The 22,380-nt window shown below is 70.7% G+C and carries 17 protein-coding genes and 1 pseudogene; 7 read left to right on the top strand and 11 right to left on the bottom strand.

The features are described 5' to 3' along the window. Positions 1-144 precede the first annotated feature (144 nt). The 3 genes and pseudogenes from AB0B85_RS25160 to AB0B85_RS25150 all read left to right on the top strand — a co-directional run. Positions 145-1,464, top strand: coding sequence for an AAA family ATPase (locus tag AB0B85_RS25160; RefSeq protein ID WP_357411304.1), 1,320 nt, complete (start codon positions 145-147; stop codon positions 1,462-1,464). Positions 1,465-1,491: 27 nt separating this feature from the next. After that, entirely contained in the window at positions 1,492-2,505 is a 1,014-nt protein-coding gene (locus AB0B85_RS25155; protein WP_357411302.1) for a ParB/RepB/Spo0J family partition protein, read from the top strand. 1,367 nt (positions 2,506-3,872) lie between these two features. After that, positions 3,873-4,463, top strand: a pseudogene (locus AB0B85_RS25150) (hypothetical protein); the annotation flags it as partial. A gap of 773 nt (positions 4,464-5,236) precedes the next feature. On the opposite strand, the gene AB0B85_RS25145 reads toward AB0B85_RS25150, so the two are convergent. Both AB0B85_RS25145 and AB0B85_RS25140 read right to left on the bottom strand, forming a co-directional pair. Then, positions 5,237-6,241, bottom strand: coding sequence for a D-alanine--D-alanine ligase (locus AB0B85_RS25145; RefSeq protein WP_357411300.1), 1,005 nt, complete (start codon positions 6,239-6,241; stop codon positions 5,237-5,239). 7 nt (positions 6,242-6,248) lie between these two features. Beyond that, on the bottom strand, positions 6,249-7,562 hold the full coding sequence (locus AB0B85_RS25140; RefSeq protein ID WP_357411298.1) for a PLP-dependent aminotransferase family protein: 1,314 nt from the start codon (positions 7,560-7,562) through the stop codon (positions 6,249-6,251). 292 nt (positions 7,563-7,854) lie between these two features. Here AB0B85_RS25140 and AB0B85_RS25135 point away from each other — a divergent pair, with 292 nt between their 5' ends. Next, complete coding sequence (locus AB0B85_RS25135; RefSeq protein WP_357411296.1) at positions 7,855-8,520, top strand: GNAT family N-acetyltransferase; 666 nt, start codon at positions 7,855-7,857, stop codon at positions 8,518-8,520. Positions 8,521-8,536: 16 nt separating this feature from the next. On the opposite strand, the gene AB0B85_RS25130 is transcribed toward AB0B85_RS25135, so the two are convergent. The 7 genes from AB0B85_RS25130 to murJ form a co-directional block, all read right to left on the bottom strand. Beyond that, positions 8,537-9,700 (bottom strand): N-acetylmuramoyl-L-alanine amidase, encoded by a 1,164-nt coding sequence (locus tag AB0B85_RS25130; RefSeq protein ID WP_357411293.1) that lies wholly within the window; start codon positions 9,698-9,700, stop codon positions 8,537-8,539. Positions 9,701-9,872: 172 nt separating this feature from the next. Continuing rightward, positions 9,873-10,196: a thioredoxin gene (trxA, locus tag AB0B85_RS25125; RefSeq protein ID WP_053651673.1), complete on the bottom strand. Its 324-nt coding sequence runs from the start codon at positions 10,194-10,196 to the stop codon at positions 9,873-9,875. Positions 10,197-10,226: 30 nt separating this feature from the next. After that, complete coding sequence (trxB, locus tag AB0B85_RS25120) at positions 10,227-11,177, bottom strand: thioredoxin-disulfide reductase (RefSeq protein WP_357411291.1); 951 nt, start codon at positions 11,175-11,177, stop codon at positions 10,227-10,229. A gap of 181 nt (positions 11,178-11,358) precedes the next feature. Further along, a complete protein-coding gene (locus AB0B85_RS25115; protein WP_357411289.1) occupies positions 11,359-12,366 on the bottom strand; it encodes a hypothetical protein in 1,008 nt (335 codons plus the stop codon). Beyond that, entirely contained in the window at positions 12,363-13,082 is a 720-nt protein-coding gene (gene sigM, locus AB0B85_RS25110; protein ID WP_357411331.1) for an RNA polymerase sigma factor SigM, read from the bottom strand. The genes AB0B85_RS25115 and sigM overlap by 4 nt, the downstream gene beginning before the upstream one ends. A 43-nt stretch (positions 13,083-13,125) precedes the next feature. Beyond that, positions 13,126-14,733: a protein kinase family protein gene (locus AB0B85_RS25105; RefSeq protein ID WP_357411287.1), complete on the bottom strand. Its 1,608-nt coding sequence runs from the start codon at positions 14,731-14,733 to the stop codon at positions 13,126-13,128. A gap of 445 nt (positions 14,734-15,178) precedes the next feature. Further along, positions 15,179-16,918, bottom strand: a complete 1,740-nt coding sequence (gene murJ, locus AB0B85_RS25100; RefSeq protein WP_357411285.1) for a murein biosynthesis integral membrane protein MurJ — start codon at positions 16,916-16,918, stop codon at positions 15,179-15,181. Positions 16,919-17,044: 126 nt separating this feature from the next. Between murJ and AB0B85_RS25095 the strand changes: the two genes are divergently transcribed. Continuing rightward, positions 17,045-18,505, top strand: coding sequence for a CCA tRNA nucleotidyltransferase (locus tag AB0B85_RS25095; protein ID WP_357411283.1), 1,461 nt, complete (start codon positions 17,045-17,047; stop codon positions 18,503-18,505). A gap of 142 nt (positions 18,506-18,647) precedes the next feature. On the opposite strand, the gene AB0B85_RS25090 is transcribed toward AB0B85_RS25095, so the two are convergent. Then, on the bottom strand, positions 18,648-20,180 hold the full coding sequence (locus AB0B85_RS25090; RefSeq protein WP_357411281.1) for an SPFH domain-containing protein: 1,533 nt from the start codon (positions 20,178-20,180) through the stop codon (positions 18,648-18,650). Positions 20,181-20,214: 34 nt separating this feature from the next. Then, positions 20,215-20,736, bottom strand: a complete 522-nt coding sequence (locus AB0B85_RS25085; RefSeq protein ID WP_357411279.1) for a hypothetical protein — start codon at positions 20,734-20,736, stop codon at positions 20,215-20,217. Between the two features lie 83 nt (positions 20,737-20,819). Here AB0B85_RS25085 and AB0B85_RS25080 point away from each other — a divergent pair, with 83 nt between their 5' ends. After that, entirely contained in the window at positions 20,820-21,299 is a 480-nt protein-coding gene (locus tag AB0B85_RS25080) for a methylated-DNA--[protein]-cysteine S-methyltransferase (RefSeq protein ID WP_357411278.1), read from the top strand. A gap of 119 nt (positions 21,300-21,418) precedes the next feature. Beyond that, positions 21,419-22,360, top strand: coding sequence for a hypothetical protein (locus AB0B85_RS25075; RefSeq protein ID WP_357411275.1), 942 nt, complete (start codon positions 21,419-21,421; stop codon positions 22,358-22,360). Positions 22,361-22,380: the final 20 nt, after the last annotated feature.

Raw genomic sequence — 22,380 nt, 5'->3', positions numbered from 1 at the left:
CCGCGCGTCGATAGTGTGGAGCGGGCGACGGACGTCGCGGGTCTCCGACCGCTCCCGAGGGCCGTACGCTCCGGGTTGCGAGCGTGGGTGTGGCCAAGTTGACCGGGGCGCGGACCGACCATCCGAAGCGGGCAGGGATGACAGGTGCATGACGACGGCAGGTACGACGATCCACGCGTGACCGGGTCGACTAGCGATCCCGTTTCACGTGAAACCGACTACCCGAGCTGGTCGCCCGGCACGACCGGGCCAGCCATCCAACCTGCGGACGTTGATCCGTCGGTGTTCGGCGGAGATCCAGCGGCGCAACAGACCGGTCCCGAAGTTGTGGACCCGGCGGCGGCTCGACGGCCATCGGAGGGTTCGACCCGCCCGGCGAATGTCGTTGAGGTGCGGCAGACGTTGGGACGACGCAACACCGCGCGGGCGGTTCGCTTCGAGCCGGCGGTCCCCCACCAGCCCAGCGCGGCGGCTGTTCGGGACGCCACGGCGGTGAGTGCCGATCCACCTGTCGCTTCGACCGAGTCGTTGGCCGCCGTGGCGACCGACCCCACGTACGTTTCACGTGAAACCCCGACGCGCGAAGAGGATGACCCACCGTTGGCTATGGAGGCGATGCGCGCCGTGCAGATCCTGAATCCCAGTGGCGAGGTGACAATGCCTCGGCCCGACCGGACCCGGGTCATGTGCGTCGCCAACCAGAAGGGCGGCGTGGGTAAGACCACGACCACCGTCAACCTTGCGGTGGCACTCGCCCTGCACGGCAACCGGGTGCTCGTGGTCGACCTCGATCCGCAGGGCAACGCCTCCACCGGGCTCAACGTCCCGCATCACACCGGCATCCCGGACGTCTACGACTGTCTGATCAACAGCGTGCCGCTGGCCGAGGTGGCGCAGGCGGTCGAGGGCATCCCCAATCTCTGGTGCGTACCCGCGACCATCGACCTGGCCGGCGCCGAGATCGAGCTGGTGTCGGTGGTGGCGCGGGAGTCGCGCCTGGACCGCGCGATCGCCGCCTACCCGGGCGAGTTCGACTATGTCTTTATCGACTGCCCGCCCTCGCTCGGGTTGCTCACGGTCAACGCCCTGGTTGCCGCCCAGGAGGTGCTGATCCCGATCCAGTGCGAGTACTACGCCCTGGAGGGGCTCAACCAGCTGATCAACAACATCAACCTGGTACGCCAGCACCTCAACCCGAAGCTTGACGTCTCCACCATCCTCCTGACGATGTACGACCGGCGTACCCGGTTGGCCGACGCGGTCGAGCAGGACGTCCGGAACCACTTCGGCGACAAGGTCCTCCAGGCGGTCATCCCCCGCAATGTCCGGGTCTCCGAGGCACCCAGCTATGGCCAGTCGGTGATGACCTACGATCCCGGGTCGCGGGGTGCCACGAGCTACTTCGAGGCCGCCCAGGAGATTGCCGAGCGCGGCGTCAAGGAGCCGGTGGGCCGGAATGCGTAGTGCGGACGAGTCGCTGGGAGGCGAGGCATGAAGAACCGTCCTCGGGGCGGTCTGGGTAGGGGCCTGGGGGCACTGATCCCGACCGGGCCGGTGCCGGGTGCCGCCGACACCGTGACGGCAGAGCCGGAGATCGAGTACGCGGACGACGCCGGCACCCCGGCCGCCCCGGCAGTGCCCGCCCTGGCGACGGTGCACGAGCCGGAGTCCACGCTCAGCCCGGTACCCGGAGCGCGATTCGCCGAGATTTCCGTCGACGCGATCCTGCCCAACCCGAAGCAGCCCCGCCAGGTCTTCGACGAGGAGGCTCTGGAGGAACTCAAGACCTCCATCCAGGAGGTCGGCTTCCTTCAGCCCATCGTGGTTCGACAGCTCGACGACGAGAAGTACGAGCTGGTGATGGGCGAGCGGCGGTGGCGGGCCGCCCAGGCTGTGGGGCGAGACAGCATTCCGGCGATCATCCGGGACACCCGTGACGACGCCATGCTCCGCGACGCCCTGCTGGAGAACATCCACCGGGCCAATCTGAACCCTCTCGAAGAGGCCGCCGCCTATCAGCAACTGCTTGAGGAGTTCGGGGCCACCCACGAGGAGTTGGCCCGACGGATTGGCCGGAGCCGCCCGCAGATCTCCAACACGATCCGGCTACTCAACCTGCCGGCTCAGGTGCAGCGCCGGGTCGCTGCGGGGATCCTGTCGGCGGGCCACGCCCGCGCGCTACTGAGCCTCGATGACACCGAGGCGCAGGAGCAGTTGGCGCTGCGGATCGTGGCGGAGGGCCTGTCAGTTCGGGCGACCGAGGAGATCGTTGCCCTGACCCTCAACGACGGGCCGGCGAAGGGACAGGCCGCGAAGCGCCGGCCGAAGGCGCACGCGCCGGCCCTGACCGATCTCGCCGACCGACTGTCGGACCGGTTCGATACCCGGGTGAAGGTCGACATCGGCCGGAGCAAGGGGAAGATCACCATCGAGTTCGCGACAGTGGACGACCTTGAGCGGATCGTCGGAATCATCGGAGTTCAACAGGAGGAGAGCGGGGACTGAGCCGGCCCTCTCCGCCAACGGCCGCGCACCCCTCCGGGTAGCGCGGCCGTTCCGCATCCGGTTGACCGCGTTTCACGTGAAACGGCCGCCGTTTCAGGCTCGTCCAGCGGAGTTCTCTGAGACGTAAATCGTGGTTGCCGACCCCGACAGGGGTGACCGTGCGCCACGCAGACCCGTTGCTCCCTCCGGCGGACCGGCGGACCGGCGGGCGGCACTCGGCAAACCCGGCTCGGCAGACGAGGCCCGTTTCACGTGAAACGTGGAGGGGCCACGCCAGGAAGCCTGCGAGGCGCGCCCAGAGAACGACAGTGCGATGCCGCTGCGGCCGCTGAGCGGCCCGCTGCCGCCACGCAGGCCGCAGGGTGACCTCCGGCCGGCTCGGACCTCCCGCACGGCCTCTGGGCCCGAATGCGACCCCCGGTCGCCTCGCGCTGGCGCTACTCGTCTGCCGTCGGCGTTCGGCCGCCACCTCCGGTCGCTGGCTCCCGGGCCCCGGGCGGTGCCTCCGGTCGTGCTGAGGTTGAGGTGTCTCCGGCTCATTGGCACTCAACCAGCCGCGAGGCCGTCCCCTCGTCGGTGCGGCAGAGGCGCGGGGTGATGCCGGCTGTTGGGTGCTCGACGGCCCGGCGAGGTCCTCCTGTTGTTGATACGCCCAGATGCGCGGCGGTGGCGCCCCGGTCGTTGTTCTGCCCGAGGCACGATCGTGGCGTCCGGTTGTGGGTGTGCCCCCGAGGCGCGATCGTGGCGTCCGGTTGGCGGTGTGCCCGAGGCGCGACAGTGGCGTCCGGTTGTTGGTGCTCGACCGTCGCCAGCCTCCGGCCGCCGGTGCCTGACCGTTGGGAAGGCTTCCGGTGCTTGACCGTCGGCGAGAGCTTGGAGCGCTGGTGCTTGACCGCCCGGTCTGCCAGCCGTCGGCGACGCGGCGGCGGGGACACCCGAGGCCGTCGGCACGGCGATTGCCGACGAGGGACGATCGAGCTGTCGAGGCCGGTGAACGGTCGGCTGCGACGGCCCGTTCCCGTAGCTTCCGAAGCGGCAGAGGGTGGCAGATCGCCCTCGTTCGGCCGGCGCTGTCGGAGCAGTTGGTGCCGGGCGGTTCAGCGCTCCGCGGACAACGACCGACCGGCCAAAAAGTTATCCACACCCGTTGTCCACAGGTACCCCCTGTTTCACGTGAAACAGCGCGTGGGAGCGGGTGCGAGCCTGTGGATGACGGCCTGTGTTGGCGATCTCGGCAGCCTGTGGATACCGGTTTACCGGCCGGTGGTGACGTGGCACACCTGGCCGACTGAGGACACTGATCCGGTCAGCCGGGAGCTGTCAAACAGGTAGGGACAGCGGTGCCAGACTCGGTTAGGGTCAGCGTCGTGCACGACACCCCTCCCTCAGTCCCGGACTTCACGCAGTGGCCGTCGTTTCCCTTCGAGGGCGACCTCCACGTGAAGCAACTCGATGATCCGGTCCCGGTCGAGCCACCCCGGAAGGGCGAGGGTCTCCGGGAATGCACCGCCTGCAACGCACCCGACGAGGCCTACATCTGGGTCGGCGAGCGGTGGCGGGTCCGGGCCATGGACCGGCCCACCGGCCTACCCATGGTGCTCATCCTGGAATCGCGGACCCACCTCGACCTTGGCGACCTGCCGAACCTGCTCGCCGCTGAGCTGGGCGTGATGACCGTGCGGCTGGAACGGGCCATCCGGTCGCTCGACGGCGTGGCGCGGGTGCACGTGAACCGGTGGGGAGACGGCTCGGCCCACCTACACATGTGGTTCCTCGCCCGGCCGTACGGTCGGCTCCAGTTGCGGGGCACCTTCCTGTCGCTGTGGGATTCGATCCTGCCGCCGATCTCCGAGTCGCAGTGGCGGGAGAATCTGGCGCTCGTCGCCGCCTGGCTCGCCGAGTTCGGCGGCCGTCCGCTCGCCGAGCCGCCCCGAATCCAGTGGCAGGCGCCGTCCAGTCTGCTGGCCCAGTCCGCCGCCGCGGATGCCGCTGCCGCCGCGCAGGCCGCCGCGGAAGCCGCCTCGGCAGCCTCGGTCATCGAGGCAGCCGAGGAAACACCGGAGCCAGCACCGCAACCCAACGCCGGCACCGATCAGATCGACGTCGATGAGGCACCCGCAGCCGATCCGGCCGGCCCGGACCTGGACACCGGCTCGTCGGCCAACACCGGGCCGCTGGCCGACACAGGCTCGTCGACCAACACCGGCTCGTCGGCCGACACCGGCTCGTCGGCCGACACCGGCTCGTCGGCCGACACCGGATTGAGGGCCAACACCGGATTGAGGGCCAACACCGGAGCGCTGGCCGACACCGGACCGACTGCTGGGCCCGATCGACCGGCATCCGCCACGAACGCGCCAACCGGCGTCTCCACCGCCACACCGTCCGGTGCCCCAACGCCCGGCGCCCCGACCGCCGCCACGCCCACATCAGATACCTCGGCATTCGGCGTTGCGGGCGCCGACGAGTCGACTCGCGGCGGATCCACATCCCTCGCCGCTGCCGCAGCCCTTCGTGCTCGGGTGGGCAGCACCGGTGTCGAGCCCGCACCGGGCGCGGTCAACGAGGCCACCGCAGGGACCACCCCGGACAGCGCCACCCCGGACAGCGGCACTGCGAGTGCTCCCTGACCGTGAACCGGCCATGAGGGTGGCGCGGCGGCCCGGGCTCGTGGCAATCGCGCAAACCTGGTGGCCGGGCGCAGCGCCGCACCGAGGCGGCGGCGAGTGCGTCAGACAGTGGTGACGCGGGCCGCCGCCCGGGCGACAAGGGTGCCGAGGAGTCGGCCGAAGTCCAGCCCTGCCGCCTGCACGGCGAGTGGCAGCAGCGACGTCTCCGTCATGCCCGGCGAGACGTTGACCTCCAGCACGTGTGGCTGGCCGGCGGCGTCCACGATCACGTCGACCCGCGAGAGATCCCGCAGGCCGAGCGCGGTGTGTGCGGCGAGGGCCACGTCAGCGACGGCGGCGGACACCTCGGGGGCCAACCGGGCCGGAGCGTGCCAGGTGGTCCGCCCGGCCGTGTAGCGGGCCGCGTAGTCGTACACCCCGTTGCGCGGCACGATCTCCACCGGTGGCAGCGCCTGCGGCCCGGAGCCCAGGTCGACAACGGAGACCGCCACGTCCATGCCGGGCACGTACCGCTCCACCAGGGCGGTGGAGTCGTACGCGAAGCAGCCCACCATCGCCGCGGGCAGCGCTGCGGCGTCCCGGACCACCGCCCCACCGAGCCCAGACCCACCCTGTGCGGGTTTCACCATCAGCGGCAGACCCAGTCGGTCGACGATCCGATCGAGTACGGCGACCGCGCCGAGCTCGGAGAAGCGATCGTGCGGGAGGGCCACCCAGTCCGGGGTCGGGATGTCGTTTTCGCGGAGCACCGCCTTGGCCGACGGCTTGTCCCAGGCGACCCGGGAAGCTCGGGCGTCACAGCCGACGTACGGGATGTCGCACAGGTCAAGCACACCGCGCAGCGAACCGTCTTCGCCGGTGGCGCCGTGCAGCGCGATGACGACGGCGTCGGGTGGGTCGGCGGCAAGCGCCGGGAGCAGTGCCACATCGGCGTCCCGAAGTTCGGCTTCGACGCCGACGGCACGCAGTGCGTCGAGCACCCGCCGACCGGAGCGCAGCGACACGTCCCGTTCGTAGGAGAGCCCACCGGCGAGCACGACGACGTGGAGGTCGGCCGGGACTGCGGAATCGGTCACGAGGAGACGCTCGATGGCGGTCGTACCCATGCCGGCATCATGCCAAGTCAGGACCGGGCACGTCGGAGCCGGCCTGGCCGCGGCGGCCGGTGGCGCCGCCCACGGCACCGAAGACCCGGCGCATCGCGATTTCCTGCTCCATCACGCCGGACAGCCGGCGGACGCCCTCGCGGATCCGCTCCGGCGGCGGGAAGCTGAAGTTGAGGCGCATCGCCTCGGTGCCGGTGCCGTCGGCGTAGAAGCCGGTGCCGGGTACGTAGGCGACCCGGGCGGCGACCGCGCGGGGCATCATCGCCTTCGAGTCGAGCCCGTCGGGCAGGGTGGCCCACACGAAGAGGCCACCGGCCGGCTTGGTCCAGCTGGTGCCCTCGGGCATCAGGTCGGTCATCGCGTCGAGCAGGGCGTCCCGGCGTTCCCGGTAGACCTCGCGGTAGACCTTGAGCTGCTGCCGCCAGGGCATCGTGCCGAGGTAGGTGGAGACGGCGGCCTGGGCGTAGCCGCTGGGGCAGAGGATCTGCGCCTCACTGGCGATCACCAGCTTGTCGCGGACCGCGTGCGGGGCCAGGATCCAACCGACCCGCAGGCCGGGCGCGAAGGTCTTGGAGAAGGTGCTGAGGTAGAAGACCCCGTCCCGGCGGCGGGCCCGTAGCGGCGCCGGCGCTTCCCCCTCGAACCCCAGCTGACCGTACGGGTCGTCCTCGACGACGAGCAGACCGGCGCGCTCGCAGATGTCGAGCACCCGTTCCCGGCGCTCCTCGCTGAGCGTCACGCCGGTCGGGTTCTGGTAGGTGGGGATCGTGTAGAGGAACTTCACCCGGCGCCCGGCGCGGGACAGGTCGGCGATGGCCGCCTCCAGCGCTTCCGGGACGAGCCCGTCCGCGTCCATGGGTACGTGCACGACCTGGGCCTGGGCGGCCTGGAACACTCCGAGCGCACCGACGTACGTCGGCCCCTCGGCCAGCACCACGTCCCCCGGGTCGAGGAAGAGTCGGGCCACCAGGTCGAGTGCCTGCTGCCCGCCGACGGTGACCACGACGTCCTCGGGAGAGGCGCCACACGCGGCGTCGATCCCGGAGAGCGACATCACCTCGCAGATCCGTTCGCGCAGCTCGAGGGTGCCCTGACCGATGCCGTACTGCAGGGTGGTCACGCCGTGCTCGGAGCCGAGCCGGCCGAGCATCTCGCCTACCGCGTCGAGCGGCAGGGCGGCAATGTACGGTGCGCCACCGGCGAGCGAGACGACCTCTGGACGGCTGGCCACCGCGAACAGTGCTCGGATCTCGGAGGCGGTCATCCCACGTACCCGCCGGGCATACCGGTCGGTGTAGTCGTCGAGTGTCGTGCCGGTCATGACCTCACCTCGATCGCTGCTCGGGTGGCTACCGCCCGGGTACCCCATCCACCGATGACCATGGCGACGAGACACCGATTGTCGATCCTAGTCCGCCCGCACCGCACCAGGGCCCTACCGATTCGGATCGACCACATGCCGGACCAGCCTGGGTGTCCCCCGGTGGGCTGGGCATTTGCGCGTCCCCTCCCGGATCGCCGATCGGCGGCGTACGATCGCTCGTCGGAGCAGGAAGGCGGCGCTGTCGTTGCGCGCCGGTCCTACCACCGAGCCTATTGTGGGGATGCGCCATATGTCGCGACGTCTGGTCAGCCTGACCCTCGACACGCTTGAAGACCTTCCTCGCCCGTGCCGACAGTGCGTCTACTGGGAGCTTGATCCGGTCTCCGCGGACCGGGCCTGCGCCGCCGGTGATCCGGGCCTGGAGAAGGAGGCGTGGGTCTCCCAGACGCTGCTGGAGTGGGGCTCCTGCGGCAAACTCGCGTACGTCGACGGCATGCCGGCCGGGTTCGTCACGTACGCGCCGCCCGCCTACGTGCCCCGCTCGATGGCGTTCCCGACCTCGCCCGTCTCCGCTGACGCGGCACTGCTGATGACCGCCAACGTGGTCGCCGCGTTCGCAGGTGGCGGGCTGGGCCGGATGCTTGTGCAGGGTGTCGCCCGGGACCTGACCAAGCGGGGGATCAAGGCCATTGAGGCGTTCGGCGACGCCAAGTTCGGCGACGCGGACGACCCCGCGGGCGGCTGCGTGGCACCTGTCGACTTCTTCCTCTCCGTGGGGTTCAAGACGGTACGTCCGCATCCGCGCTTCCCCCGGCTGCGCCTTGAGCTGCGAACCGCGCTGAGCTGGAAGTCCGACGTCGAGTACGCGCTGGAGAAGTTGCTCGGCTCGATGAGCCCGGAGACCCTGCTCCGCCCGGTCCGCCCCGCGCCGGCCACCCGCTCCACGAACACCTGATCGCCGAGTCGGCGGATCAGTCGACAACCGTGCCGGCGATCACGACGGCCCGTAGTTCGCTGACGTCCAACGAGCCGGTGGGTACGTCCCGTTCGATCGGGTAGTACATCCGTTGCACCGCCGCCACGATCGCCTCCACCACCCGGTCGCGGAAACGGGGGTCGACCAGTTTGGCGCGGTCGGTGGGTGAGGTGAGGTAGCCGACCTCGATCCGCACGGCCGGCATTCGCGTCAGCCGCAGCAGGTCCCAGGTCTTGGCGTGGGTACGGCAGTCCCGGAGCCCCGTGCGGGCGACGATCTCCCGCTGCACAAGCCCGGCCAGACGTTCACCGGTCGCCGACGTGACGCCGTTGTCGGTGCCGTAGTGGTAGGTGGCGACGCCCTCCGCCTCGGGGTTGGCGTGCCCGTCCAGGTGCAGCGAGATGAACACGTCAGCGCCCAGCGAGTTGGCGAGCAGCGCCCGGTCGGTGTCCGGTAGGCATCTGTCGGGCGACGGGCCGCGGGTGAGCTGCACCCGTACCCCGGTCGCGGCGAGCCGCCCCTCCAGCCGGCTGGCCAGGTCATGCACCAGGTCCGCCTCCGTCCAGCGCAGCGACCCGTCGGGCACCACCATCCCCGGGTCGGTGCCCCCGTGCCCGGGGTCGACGACCACCGTCTTGCCGACCAACGCCGGCCCGGACTGTCGGATGGCGTCGGATTCGCGGAGCCACTGCGGTCGGCCACCGACCACCTTGCGGCCGATCCGGCGCAACGCGTTCATCGTGTGCGGGCCGCAGGAACCGTCGGGGGCCAGGCCGACCTCCCGCTGGAACTGGGCCACCGCCCGGGACGTCCGGATGCCGTAGATGGCGTCCGCCCGGCCCACGTCGTACCCCATTTCCAGCAGCCGCTCCTGCAGTGACCGAACGTCCTCGCCGCTGAGCGGGTCGGGGACCGCGTGGTAGAGGGTGCGGGCGCCGAGCCGCCAGCGGGCGGCGTCCAGGGCGCGCCAGGTTTCCGCCCCGACCCGGCCGTCCACGCTGAGACCCCGGGACTGCTGGAACGCGCGGACCGCCCGCTCGGTGTCCAGGTCGAATTCGTCGGTGGCCGGTCCCGCAGCGGTGAGCAGGTCGAGGCCGGTCAGGATGCTGCGGATCTCCGTGACCGCGGGTCCCCGGTCACCGGCTCGGATCGGACGCACGGCACGACCCCCTCTGCACGACGATGGCTGGCCGGGCGGCCCAGGGTTGAGGCTATGCGGTCCGGGGCGGCGAGGTGGCCGGGCCGGGAAAAACGTCAACCGGCGCGGGCCGGAAAGACACCTAACCCCGCACCCGAGATCGGGTACGGGGTTAGGTGGATGTTTCTGCTGGTCAGAGCGCCGATTCGATGAGTCGGACCAGCTCGCCCTTCGGCTTGGCACCAGCGATCGACTGCACCGGCTGGCCGTTCTTGAAGACGGTGAGCGTCGGCACCGACATGACCCGGTAGGCGCGGGCGGTCTCCGGGTTCTCGTCGATGTTGAGCTTGACGATGCTGACCCGGTCGCCCATCTCGCCGGCGATCTCCTCGAGCAGCGGCGACACCTTGCGGCAGGGGCCGCACCACTCGGCCCAGAAGTCGACCAGAACCGGCTTGTCGGCCTGCAGCACGTCTGCGACGAAGCTCTTGTCGGTGACCGCCTTGGTATTTCCCACTGTGCCCCTCCTCCGGGATGTGTTCTTGATTCAGCTGAGCGTCGCGATGAACCGTTCGGCGTCGAGCGCGGCGGCACAGCCGGTGCCGGCCGCGGTGATCGCCTGACGGTAGGTGTGGTCGACCACGTCGCCGGCGGCGAAGACGCCGGGCACGTTCGTGTGTGTGCCGGGGGCCTGGACCTTCACGTAGCCCTCGTCGTCCAACTCGACCTGACCACGGAAGAGTTCACTGCGGGGGTCGTGACCGATGGCCACGAAGACGCCGGTGACGTCAAGCACCTTGGTGTCGCCGGTGTGCACGTTGCGGACCCGTACGCCGGTGACCTTGCCGTCGTCGCCGAGGATCTCCTCGACGGTGCTGTTCCACTCGACCTTGATCTTCTCGTTGCTCAGCGCCCGGTCGGCCATGATCTTGCTGGCCCGGAACGAGTCGCGCCGGTGGATGATGGTGACCGACTCCGCGAAGCGGGTGAGGAAGGTGGCCTCCTCCATCGCCGAGTCACCACCGCCGACAACCACGATCTGCTGGTTGCGGAAGAAGAAGCCGTCACAGGTGGCGCACGCGGAGACGCCGTGGCCGAGGAACTCCTGCTCGCCGGGCACGCCCAGCGGACGCCAGGCCGAACCGGTGGAGAGGATGATGGACCGGGCCCGGTAGGCGGTCTCGCCGACCCACACGGTGCTAACCGCGCCGGAACCGGCGTCGCCGGTGTCCACCAGCTCGACCCGGGTCACGTCGTCGGTGAGGAACTCGGCACCGAACCGCTCGGCCTGCTTGCGCATGTTGTCCATCAGCTCGGGGCCGAGGATGCCGTCGGCGAAGCCGGGGAAGTTTTCCACCTCGGTGGTGGTCATCAGCGCACCACCGGACTGCACGCCCTCAATGATCAAAGGCTTCAGGTTGGCGCGTGCGGCGTAGACCGCCGCGGTGTAGCCGGCCGGCCCGGAGCCGATGATGATCAGGTTGCGGACCTCGTCCACTGCCGTCTCCCGAGTGTGTGTGTTCAGCGTCGGTGAGCGCACCGGCGCTGATCCGAGTTGCCGACGCCTGGGTGGGTCGACAGCTGACTTCCAGAACGTCATCGTACGAATCGGGGATTCCCGAGACGGGCATCTGGTGGGTCAGGTCACGTGGCCGGTCATCATGCCGATGACCGTGGATTCACCCTACCCGCGCGGAATACCGGCTGTCCGAGCCGGACCCCGGCACTCCGCACTCCGGGCCGCTCACCCAGGCCCAGCGGGACCCGGTGGCGTCGGTGAAACGGATGACAAGCGCCTGCTCGCCCTGGAAACGCGCATAGTCGATCATCTCGACCGTCAGCGGCGCGGATCCGTGCTCCGCCGCTACGTCGGCCAGGCAGGTGCTCAGGGCGGCGTCGGTGGTCAACCGGGCCAACTGGTCCGACCCGTCGGGTGAAGGGCGTCGCTCCCCGGTGCCCAACTCCGGCGGCGAGCCGGCCGCGTCACCCGTCGCCCGGCCGGGAGACGCCAGGGTCTCCCCGTCGACGTCCACCGCGTTGCCGAGGGTCTGCGGGGTGTAGTTCGTACCGCTGCGCAGTGCCGGGCCGGTGGTGCGGGCCGCTGCGGGCGCCGCGGCGCCCGCCGGTGCGTTGGCCGGCCGTTCCATCGCGCTGGTGCCGGCGGTGTCGTCGCCCGCACGCATCGACAGCTGGTTGAGGCCCAGCGCGACCGCGACAACGGCGATCGCGGCGGCCGCCACCGGCGCGCCACGGCGGATCCAGCCGGCACGGCGACCTGGTCCGGTGGAAGACCGACCAGAACCGGCCGGTGCGGGGCCGGCTGGCCGGCGGCGCGCCCCGCCCTGCATCGGTACGACAGGTGATGTCGCGGGGCGGTCGGCGTCGGCGGTCGCGGCGGTGTCCTCGTCGGTCGAGGTGTCTGCCACCATCGGCCCCAGCTCAACGAGCGCGGCGCCGAGACGGTCGGCGATCGCCTGCGGCATCTGCGGCGACGGCTCGGCCCAGCGGGTCAGCTCCGCCCGCACCTCCGCGAGCGCGGGCGCCAGCAGCGCGTGCGCCTCGGCCCAGGCCGGGTCCGTGGCCACCAGCCGGGCGACCTCCTCCTGCTGCGGGGTGCCGTCCAACGCCCCGCCGAGGTAGTCAGCGAGGAGGTCGTCGTCGACCCCCCGGAACCCCTCGGTCGTCACGTGTCCTCCTGATTGGCGTCCCGCCGGTACCGTCCCGACCCCGATCCGACGCCCTCGGCCGGGCCCGGGTTCCCCGGCGTGACGCCCAGCACCTCCCTGGTCGGGCCGGTCGGTTCCGGGCGGGCCGACGGCGGCGGTGGGTTGCCGGTGGGCCGCAGGTGCCCGAGCAGCACGGCCAGCCGGGCCCGTCCCCGGGCACACCGGCTCTTCACCGTCCCCTCGGCGACACCGAGGATCCGGGCGGCCTCGGCGACCGGATAGCCCTGCACGTCCACCAGCACCAGCGCGGCACGTTGCTCCACGGGCAGCGCGGCAAGCGCCGCACGGACCACGAGCGCGGTGTCGTGGTCCGGTGCGGGCGCCACCGGCTCGATCCCGCCGGTGCCCGAGCCGTCCCAGGCCCGGTTGCCGTCCGGCAGCGGCACTGTCGGGTGTGCCTGCCGGCGACGGATCCGATCCAGGCAGGCGTTCACCACGATCCGGTGCAGCCAGGTGGTGACTGCGGAGTCACCGCGGAAGCGCGCGGCCGCCCGGTGTGCGGAGAGCAGCGCGTCCTGGAGTGCGTCAGCGGCCTCTTCACGGTCACCGAGCGTACGCAGGGCGACCGCCCAGAGCCGGTCGCGGTGCCTGTGGAACAGCTCGGCGAAGGCCTGCCGGTCGCCATCGACGTGGGCGCGCAGCAGCTCCAGATCCGAAGCGGCAGCGCGCCCGTCCATCACCACGTCCTGCGGATGCGGTGCCACGGCGGAGATGCCAGGCTCACGACCCCTGGACCGTGATCTCCTCGACGTCGACCTGGAAGCCCCGCTCACTGGCCGGCAACTCGGTGATCCAGAACAGCAGGTACTGGTATTTCGTGTCGACGTCGAAGCCGTCGAACGCCATCGTGGTGCCGTCATGGTCCTCGAAGGGTTGCCCGATGGCGTTCTTCGCGGTCTTGTAGTTGGCGATCAGCTGCTTGTCGCCGGTGGAGGTCGACGGCGGGTCGATGGTGCCGGTGAGGAGCTGGGCGGAGGCGCCCCGGGCCGAGAGGACCGCCTGCACGGACTTGACCGTGTGCGGCGCACCGAGATCCAGCCAGATCCCCATGCCCTGCTTCTTGTTGCCGAACTTGGCGGTCGTGTACGTGTCGGTGCCCCAGCCCTTGTCGGGGTCGCCGTCGGTCACCTTTTCCGCGCCGCCCAGCTCATCGCGCACCTGGCTGTCCGGGTCGATGATCCGGACGGTCTTCACCGGCAGCTTGCGGACCGTGGCGGCGGCCGGGGTGGCATCGCCGGCCGGGGCGCTCGCTGAGGGGGTGGGGCTCTGCCCGGCCTGCGGGTCCTTGTCGCCGAGCGTGCTGATCCCGATCAGCAGACCGACCAGGGCCACCGCCAGCAGGCCGGCGATGCCCACGGCGACCTTGCGGCCGCCGGCCGCGGCCAGCGGCGACGGCTCTTCTCCGGTCTCGGCGGCGAACCGCAGCGGGCCGCTGTTCTCGAGGTAGTGCTCCTCCTCGGCCGGCACGTCCAGTCGGGCCAGCTCGGCGGCGAGCACATCGGAGGACGGCGGCGCGATCTCGGCGTCGAGCAGATCCATTGTCAGGTCGTCCAGGTACGCGGGCACGCCCGCGCGGACCTGACGTGGGGCCGCGATGCCACCCCCGGCATCCCGAACGGCGTCCGGGATAGCGGCCCGGCCGTGACCGGCGGTGGCGCCGTGCAGCGGTGCCTCGGCGTGCGGCCACGAGCCGGTGAGGGCGAAGTAGAGGATGCCGCCGACGGCCCGGATGTCGTTCTCCTGGCTGTCCGCGCCATCGGTGCGCGCATCGGCCAGAACCACGCGGCCCTCGTCACTGATCATGACGGTGCCGGGGTGGACGTTGCCGTGCACCATGCCGGTGGCGTGCACGGCGGCGAGTGCGCTGGCGACGGCGTTGCCGATCGCGGTGGCGCGGGCCGGGTCCAGCGGGCCGTCGGCCGCCAGGTCGCGCAGGGACTGCCCGTCGACCCATTCGCGCACCACGTACGCCCGCTCGGCCTCGTCGATCGCGTCGTAGACGCCGACCAGGTTGGGGTGGATGACCCGACTGGCCGCCACGGCGGCCTGGAGCATCTCGGTGGCGGAGTCGCCACCCGGGTAGCGCAGCACCACCGCGACGGGACGGCGCAGGATGACGTCGACCCCGCGCCAGACCAGCCGACCTGCGCTGTCGTTGTTGATGTGCTCAACCAGCTCGTACCGCTCGGCGAGGACTTCACCGGCCGTGGGAGCACCGAAGGTCATGACCGGAGGAGCGCTTTCGTCCGCCTCCTGACCCTCGCCGACCTGGGTCACCCGTCCTCCCTCGGTGATCGTGTCGATCGATGGACCCGCACTGCTGGGCATGTGGCTTCCCGCTCTGCCGTTGAAGGAACCGGCCGACCAGTGTCGACGCGCAGCGTCGGCCCCTGCCGTACCCGTCGAGAGCGACCTTACCCGGGTTGCCCGTCTCCCCGACATGTCATCTTCCCGCCGTACCCGACGGGCTTCCGGCAGCCCGAGAACTCGTCCGGTTACGACCGTTGTCAGCCACGTTGCTGGCACATGTACTAGCTAATCTACGGCTTCACCGCAAGTGACCGACGCCGGGGCTGGGCTGGTGTGGCGCTCCCGCGACAGTGCCTGTTCCCGCCGAACGGCGTGCCACGCTCAGCCGTACGGTTGGTTATCCACAGGCCAATGCGGTGGTTGACCGGCGAATCGCGGACTTATCCACAGCTGTGTCCCCAGCCTGGTGATCCGTTGTCACGTTCCGTGTGGGTGCGAACTTCTTGTGAACGAGCGCCGACGCTCAGCGACCGAGGCGGCGGCGGACCATGCCGACCACCTCGGTGATCTCGCCGATCCGCAACAGCATGGCCAGGCCCAGGTAGCTCCCGCCGATCACCGCGCCACCGATGACGAGTTGGACGGCCGCCGCGATCCAACTCGGTCGGTCGCCGCCGGGCAGCAGGGCGATCACCAGCCAGCCGATCAGCGCCGCGCCGAGTGCGGCGACCACGACCCGGCCGAGGGTGCGCATGATGGCGCCCAGCCCGATCCGGCCGACCCGGGGCCGCAGCAGCCAGGCCGAGGCAATCGCCGCGGCCAGGTAGGAGACCGCGTTGCCGATCATCATCCCGGCCGCCGCGAACTGCGCGGCGAACGCGGCGAAGAGCACGATCTGTACGCCGACCCGCAGCGCCACCACCGGGATGTTGATCAGTGCCGGGGTGCGGGTGTCCGGCAGCGCGTAGAACGCGAAGGTGAAGAGCTGACTGATCGCGAACGGCACCAGGGCCAGCGCGGCGGCAAGCAGAACCGTGGACGTCGCCGTCGCGTTCTCGGCGGTGAACGCTCCGTACCGGAAGACCACCACCGAGATCGGGGTGGACAGCACGGCGTAGCAGACAGCGATCGGCGCGAGCACCGCTGTCACCATCCGGACACCCCGGGAAAGGTCGGCGGTGACGTCGTGGAACCGCCCGTCCGCCGCCGCGGCGGCCATCCGGGGCATCAGCGCGGTGATGATCGAGACGGCGATGATGCCGTGCGCCATCATCAGTAACAGGAAGACGTTGTTGTAGATGAGGATGCCGGCCTGGTCCGTGCCCGCGGCCCGGGTGAGGAGGTTGACCACCACGAAGAGACCGAGCTGGTTGACCGCCACGTAGCAGAACATCCATGCGCCGAGCTGGGCCAGCTCGCGCAGACCCAGCTCGCGGAAGTCGAACCGCCACCGCCACCGGAAGCCGACCTTGCGCAACGCCGGCAGCAGCCCGGCGGTCTGCACCGCCACGCCGAGCAGGGTGCCGCCACCGACAAGCAGGATCCGGCCGGCGTCCATGTCCGCCGGCTGTAGCCCCTTCGCCCCGTAGACCAGGATGTAGAGACCGAAGACGCCGATCACCACGAGGTTGTTGAGGATGGGCGCCCACATCGGCGCGGCGAAGTGACCCCGCGTGTTCAGCACCGCGGCGATCAACGCGCTGACGCCGGTGAAGAACAGCATCGGCAGGATCAGCCACGACAGGCGGGTGATCAGGCTGGTGTAGGCCTCGTCCTTGCCGCTGGCGTAGATGGCGGTCAGCCAGGACGCCGACGCCACGGCGATCAGGGCCGCGACGGCCAGCGCCAGCACCGCCAGGCTGAGCAGCCGCTGGGCGTACGCCTCGCCCCGGTCCGGGTCACTCTTGCGTCGACGGACCAGCACCGGGATCAGCACGCTTGTGAGCACCCCGCCGAGCAGGAACTCGTACACCTGGTTGGGGAGGAAGATCGCGGTCGTGTAGGCGTTGCCGATCAGGTTGCCGAGGGCGGCACCGATCATCAGGTTCCGGATGAAGCCGGTGCCCCGGCTGACCAGGCTGCCGATCGCCATGACCGCGCTGTTGGCGGCGGCGCTGGTCTCGCCGACGACCTCCGGCGGCGGTGCCGTGGCCTCCACCCCGGGCTGGTTCAGCGGCTCCGCGGAGATGAAGACCGCCCCGTCAGCCGGCGGCACGTTACCGTCCGGCGTGGCGTTGGCGCTGCGGTAGAGCCCGCCGCTCATCTCCAGCCTCCCAGGGGTACGTCGAGCCGGACACCGACCCGCACGTCACAGACCATAGTCAACCCCCGCCCGATACCCGCGCCCGGCGGATCGGATCACACCCCGGCCCGATAAGCTGGCGATCCCATGTCCGAAGCCTCCGCTCCACACGCCGCCGACCGCCGCGAACTCACCGCCGCGCAGCGCAACGCCGTCGCCGAACTGCTCCGGGTCTCCCCGGTCGCCGACGAGTTGGGCCGCCGCTTCGTCCGCGCCGGTCACGAGCTGCACCTGGTGGGCGGTTCGGTGCGGGACGCCCTGCTCGGCCGGCTCGGTGACGACCTCGACTTCTGCACCGACGCGCACCCCGACGAGACGCTGCGGATCCTCAAGGGCTGGGCCGAGTCGATCTGGGAGACCGGTCGCGAGTTCGGCACCATCGGCGCGCAGCGTGACGGCCTCCGGCTGGAGATCACCACCTTCCGTGCCGAGTCGTACGACCAGGTCAGCCGCAACCCGGTGGTGGTGTACGGCACCAGCCTCGACGAGGACCTCAAGCGGCGCGACTTCACGATCAACGCGATGGCGGTCAGCCTGCCGGAGCACCGGTTCACCGACCCGCACGGCGGGCTGGCCGACCTCTCGGCCAAGATGATCCGCACTCCGAGCACCCCGGGTGAGTCGTTCGGCGATGACCCGTTGCGGATGCTGCGGGCCGCCCGGTTCGCCGCCCAGTTGCGCTTCGCCGTGCACCCGGACGTGCACCGGGCGATGAGCGAGATGGCCGCCGACCTGGACCGGATCACCGCCGAGCGGATCCGGGACGAGTTCACCAAGCTGCTCTGCGGCGCGGACCCGATCACCGGGCTGCGGTTGCTCGTCGACACCGGCCTGGCCGAGCGGTTCCTGCCGGAGCTGACCGGGCTGAAGCTGGAGATCGACGAGCACGCGCAACACAAGGACGTCTACGAGCACACCCTGACGGTCGTCGAGAACGCGGTCTCCTACGAGGAGGAGGGCTGCGACTTCGTCCTGCGGATGGCCGCCCTCCTGCACGACGTGGGCAAGCCGGCCACGAAGGCGGTCGGGTCCGACGGCCGGGTCAGCTTCCACCACCACGAGGTGGTCGGCGCCCGGCTGACCAAGGCCCGGATGAAGGCGATGCGGTACCCGAAGGACGTCACCGCGCAGGTGACCGCGCTTGTCGCGCTGCACCTGCGCTTCTACGGGTACGGGCGGGGCGAGTGGACCGACTCGGCGGTGCGTCGCTACGTCGCCGATGCCGGTGACCTGCTGCCTCGGCTGCACAAGCTGACCCGCTCGGACTGCACGACCCGTAACCGGCGCAAGGCCGCCCAGCTCGCGGCGGACTACGACGCGCTGGAGGAGCGGATCGCCCGGATCGCGGCCGAGGAGGACCTGGCCCGCGTCCGCCCCGACCTGGACGGCAACGCGATCATGGAGTTGCTCGGCGTACCGCCGGGGCCGGTCGTCGGGCGGGCCTGGAAGCACCTCAAGGAGCAGCGCCTGGAGCACGGTCCGCTGGACCGCGACGCCGCCGAGGTGGAGCTGCTGCGATGGGCGCGCGCCGAGGGCCTGATCGACTAGCTCCGCAGCCCTGGCCTTGATCGACTCGTTTTCCCGGAAACCGGGGTGTCCCGGTTGCCAGGACACCCCGGTTTTCAGGAACCCGAGTGGATCTGACGGGCGCCACCCCCGAGCCGGGAGCGGCGCCCGTCGTCGTGTGGTGTCAGCGGGTCTCGACCGCGGTCCCGTCCACTGACGCGCCCTTACCGGCCGACGTGCCGTTGCCGCCCGGAGTCGAGGCCGACCCGAGCCGGGCCAGCAGGCCGGCCAGGTCGATCCCGGTCAGGTCGCTGCCGAGCTGGAGCCCCTGGGCCACGTTGCCGGCCACCGACTTGGTGAGTGACGACGCGCCGTCGGTCGAGATGACAGTCATCTTGTCGATCGCCCCGATCGGCGCGCTGGCCGCCTCCACCACCTGCGGCAGCACCTTGACCAGCAGGTCCAACACCGCCGCCTCGCCGTACGCGGCGAACGCCTCGGCCTTGCGCGCCATCGCGTCCGCCTCGGCCTCACCCTTGGCCAGGATGGCCGCAGCCTCGGCCTGACCCTCCCGCTCCACCGCCTCGGCGATGGCGGAACGGCGGCGCTGCTCGGCCTCACCCTCCTTGGCGCCCTCGATCGCGTTGGCCTCGGCCAGCGCGGCACGTCGGGCCCGCTCGCCCTCACCGGTGAGTCGCGCCTGCTCGGCGGAGGCCTGCGCGGCGGCGATCACCGACTGTCGCTGCGCGTCCGCGTGCAGCACCGCCGCGTTGCGGGACGCCTCGGCCTCCTGCTCCACCTTGTACCGGGCCGCGTCGGCGGGCTTGCGCACCTCGGTGTCCAGCTGACGCTGCTTGAGCTCGGCGTTGCGCTCGGCGACCTTCTGCTGCTCGGAGAGGATTGCCTGGTCCCGCTCCGCCTGGGCGAGCGGCCCGGCGGCAGCCGACTTCGCCTTCGCCGCGTCGATCTCGGCCTGGATACCGGCCTGCTTGAGGGCCAGGTTCCGGTTCGCCTCGGCGATTGCCTCCTCGGCGAGCAGTCGCTCCTGCTCGGCCTGCTGCCGGGCCCGCGCCTCGGCGATCGCCGCGTCCTTGAGCACCCGGGCGGCCTCCGGCCGACCCAGGTCCTGCAGGTAGGAGCCTTCCGCGAGGATGTCCTGGAGCTGGAACGTGTCGAGCACCAGACCCTGGTTGGTCATCGAGTGCTCGGCCTCCTCGGCGACCGCGCTGGCGAACGCCGCCCGGTCCCGGATGACCTCCTCGACGGTGAGCCGGCCGACGATCGACCGCAGCGCGCCGGCCAGCACCTCCCGGGTGAAGTTGTCGATCTCGTCCTGCTGGTGCAGGAACCGCTGGGCGGCGGCCCGGATCGCGTCCTCGGTGCCGCCGACCTTGACGATCGCCACACCGTGCAGGTCGGCGCGAATGCCCTGCTTACTCACCGCGCCCCGGATGCCGACGTCGATCCGGCGGCTGGACAGGTCGAGCGACTGGAGCTTCTGCACCACCGGCAGCACGAACACCGAGGCGCCCAGCACTACCTTCTGCCCGGAGTTGTCCGTCGACCGGCCACCGTCGGCGGTCTGCGTGGTGCGGCCCTTGCGGCCGGTCACGATGAACGCCTCGTTCGGCCCGGCCACCTTGATCCGGGAGAGCACGAAGAGCACCAGGATGAGCGCGAGGAGAACCGCGCCACCGATGGCGATGAGCAGGGCCATATAGGAAGTCCCGTCTACGAGGAGGAGAAGGAGATCAGTAGGTCTCGACGTGCACGCTTGTCTCACTGAGCGCCTGCACGACGAAGACCTGGGTGCCGATCGGTATTGGCTGGTCCGCGCGGGCGCTGAGCTTGACCGGTTGGCCGGCGAGGCGTACCCGCACCTCGCCGTAGCCGTCGACCGGCACCGGGGTGACCACCAGGCCGAGCGCGCCGACCAGGTCGTCGCGGGTGGGGGTGGGATCGGTGCGCATGTTCCGTGCCGCGCGGCTCAGCCGGGACGCCAACCACCCGGTGGGCACTGCCGCGAGCACCCCACCGGCCGCCGCACCGACGATCATTGCGGGGGTACGCGCTCCGAGCAGCTCGTTCACGATGGCCCCGCCGAAGCCGAACGCCCCGGCGAAACCGGAAACCGTCTCGACCGAGATCGGTCCGTCCACGTCGGCGTGCGCGAACTGGAACAGTTCGGTGCCGAGCAGCGCGAGCGCGAGCACCCCGATGCCCGCCCCGCCGATGATGAGAAAAATGAGCGTCCCCGTTGCCACGACCTGCACGGTATCGACGTCACACAACGCGGCTGGCCGCCGGTCGTCGACGGCGTCCGCACGGCGTCGCCCCGGTCGGGGAGAATGGTGCGATGCGTTGGACAGTGCTCGACTCACCGATCGGCGAGTTCTCCGTCGGCACCGATGACGCGAGCGTGTGTGGCACCCGTTTCGGCCGGGTCGAGGCTGCCACCGAGCAACCCGACCTCGCGCTGTCCCGGCAGGCCGTCGCCGAGCTGCGGGCCTACTTCGCCGGCGAGCTGACAGCGTTCACCGTTCCGGTCTCGATGCCGCGCGGTTCGGACTTCGAGCGGGCCGTGTGGCGGGAGATGACGCGCATCCCGTACGGCGAGACGCTCACGTACGGGGAGGTGGCACGGCGGGTCGGCGATGCCGGGGCAGCGCGGGCGGTGGGCGTGGCCTGCAACCGCAATCCGGTGCCGGTGATCGTGCCGTGTCATCGGATCGTCGGCGCGGGCGGCAAACTTGTCGGCTTCGGCGGGGGTCTGCCGCGCAAGGTCAAGCTGCTGGAGCTGGAGGCCGCTGTCGCGCTGCGGCACGCCTGGTCCTGACCTGTCGCGGTCGGCCGTGCGCGCCGGAAAGAACCTTGACTATCAACCGACCGGTCGATGTGGATACGGTCCCGTAACGGTCATGATCGGGCGTCATTTCCACTTTCGCGGGGGTACTCATGACCGAAAACCAGGACAAGACCGTCGACCGGCGCCAGCTGCTGCGCCGCGCGGGCACTGTCGCCGCCGGTGTCGCCGGCACCACAGTTGTCGGTGCCGCCGTCGCCGGCCCGGCCCAGGCCGACCCGGGTCAGCCGGTGGTCCAGGCCGCCAGCAACTTCGTCACCGGTGGTGGCACCACCGCGCTCGTCAACCCGGCCAACGGGCCGACCCTGCGGCTGGCGAACACGAACGTCCAGGCGAGCGACGGCGTCGAGTTCGCCGGCCCGCCGCTGATGCTGACTCCCATCGGTGACCTGCTGAGCGAACAAGCGCCGGTCGGCTCGATGGGCGTGGACAAGTACGGCAACTTCCAGGTGGTCTCCGTCCAGAGCGGCTCCACCTCCATCACCGACTACGTGCACACCACCGGCAACTCGAACCAGATCGTGTCGATCGTGCCGCAGCGGGTCATCGACACCCGTGAGGCGGCGCGGCGGGTCCGGATCACGAACGCTTCGGCGACCACCCTGGACTCGGCCGGCCGGCTGCGGGGCGGTCAGACGATCCACGTCCGGCTGGACGACTTCGTCCACTACGGTGACGCGCTCTTCGGCATCGTCACCGCGACGTCCGCGGTGTCCGCGGGCTTCCTGCAGATCTTCCCGTACAACACCCCGCGTCCGCCGGCCTTCGCGTCGCTGAACTACGAGGCCACCCAGGTCTACTCGAACGCGTTCATGTCGGGCATCGGGTGGGACGCCGACTACATCTCCATCTACGCGCTGCAGACCACGCACGTCGTCCTCGACGTCACGGCGTTCGTGATCGGCTACGGCGCGGTCAACCCGGGCATCCTGCCGTACTCCGTGAACGCGGCGGGGCGCACCGCCAAGTCGCAGGCCGAGCGCAAGGCGGAGCGGGCGGCCAAGGCCAAGCAGAGCACGCCGAGCTGGAAGTAGCTCGATCGCCGTACCGGACG

Source organism: Micromonospora sp. NPDC049044, from assembly GCF_040649215.1.
In the GTDB taxonomy this organism is placed as follows: domain Bacteria; phylum Actinomycetota; class Actinomycetes; order Mycobacteriales; family Micromonosporaceae; genus Micromonospora.
The sequence above is the reverse complement of the archived record's forward strand: the minus strand, read 5'-3'. Positions and strand labels throughout refer to the sequence as shown.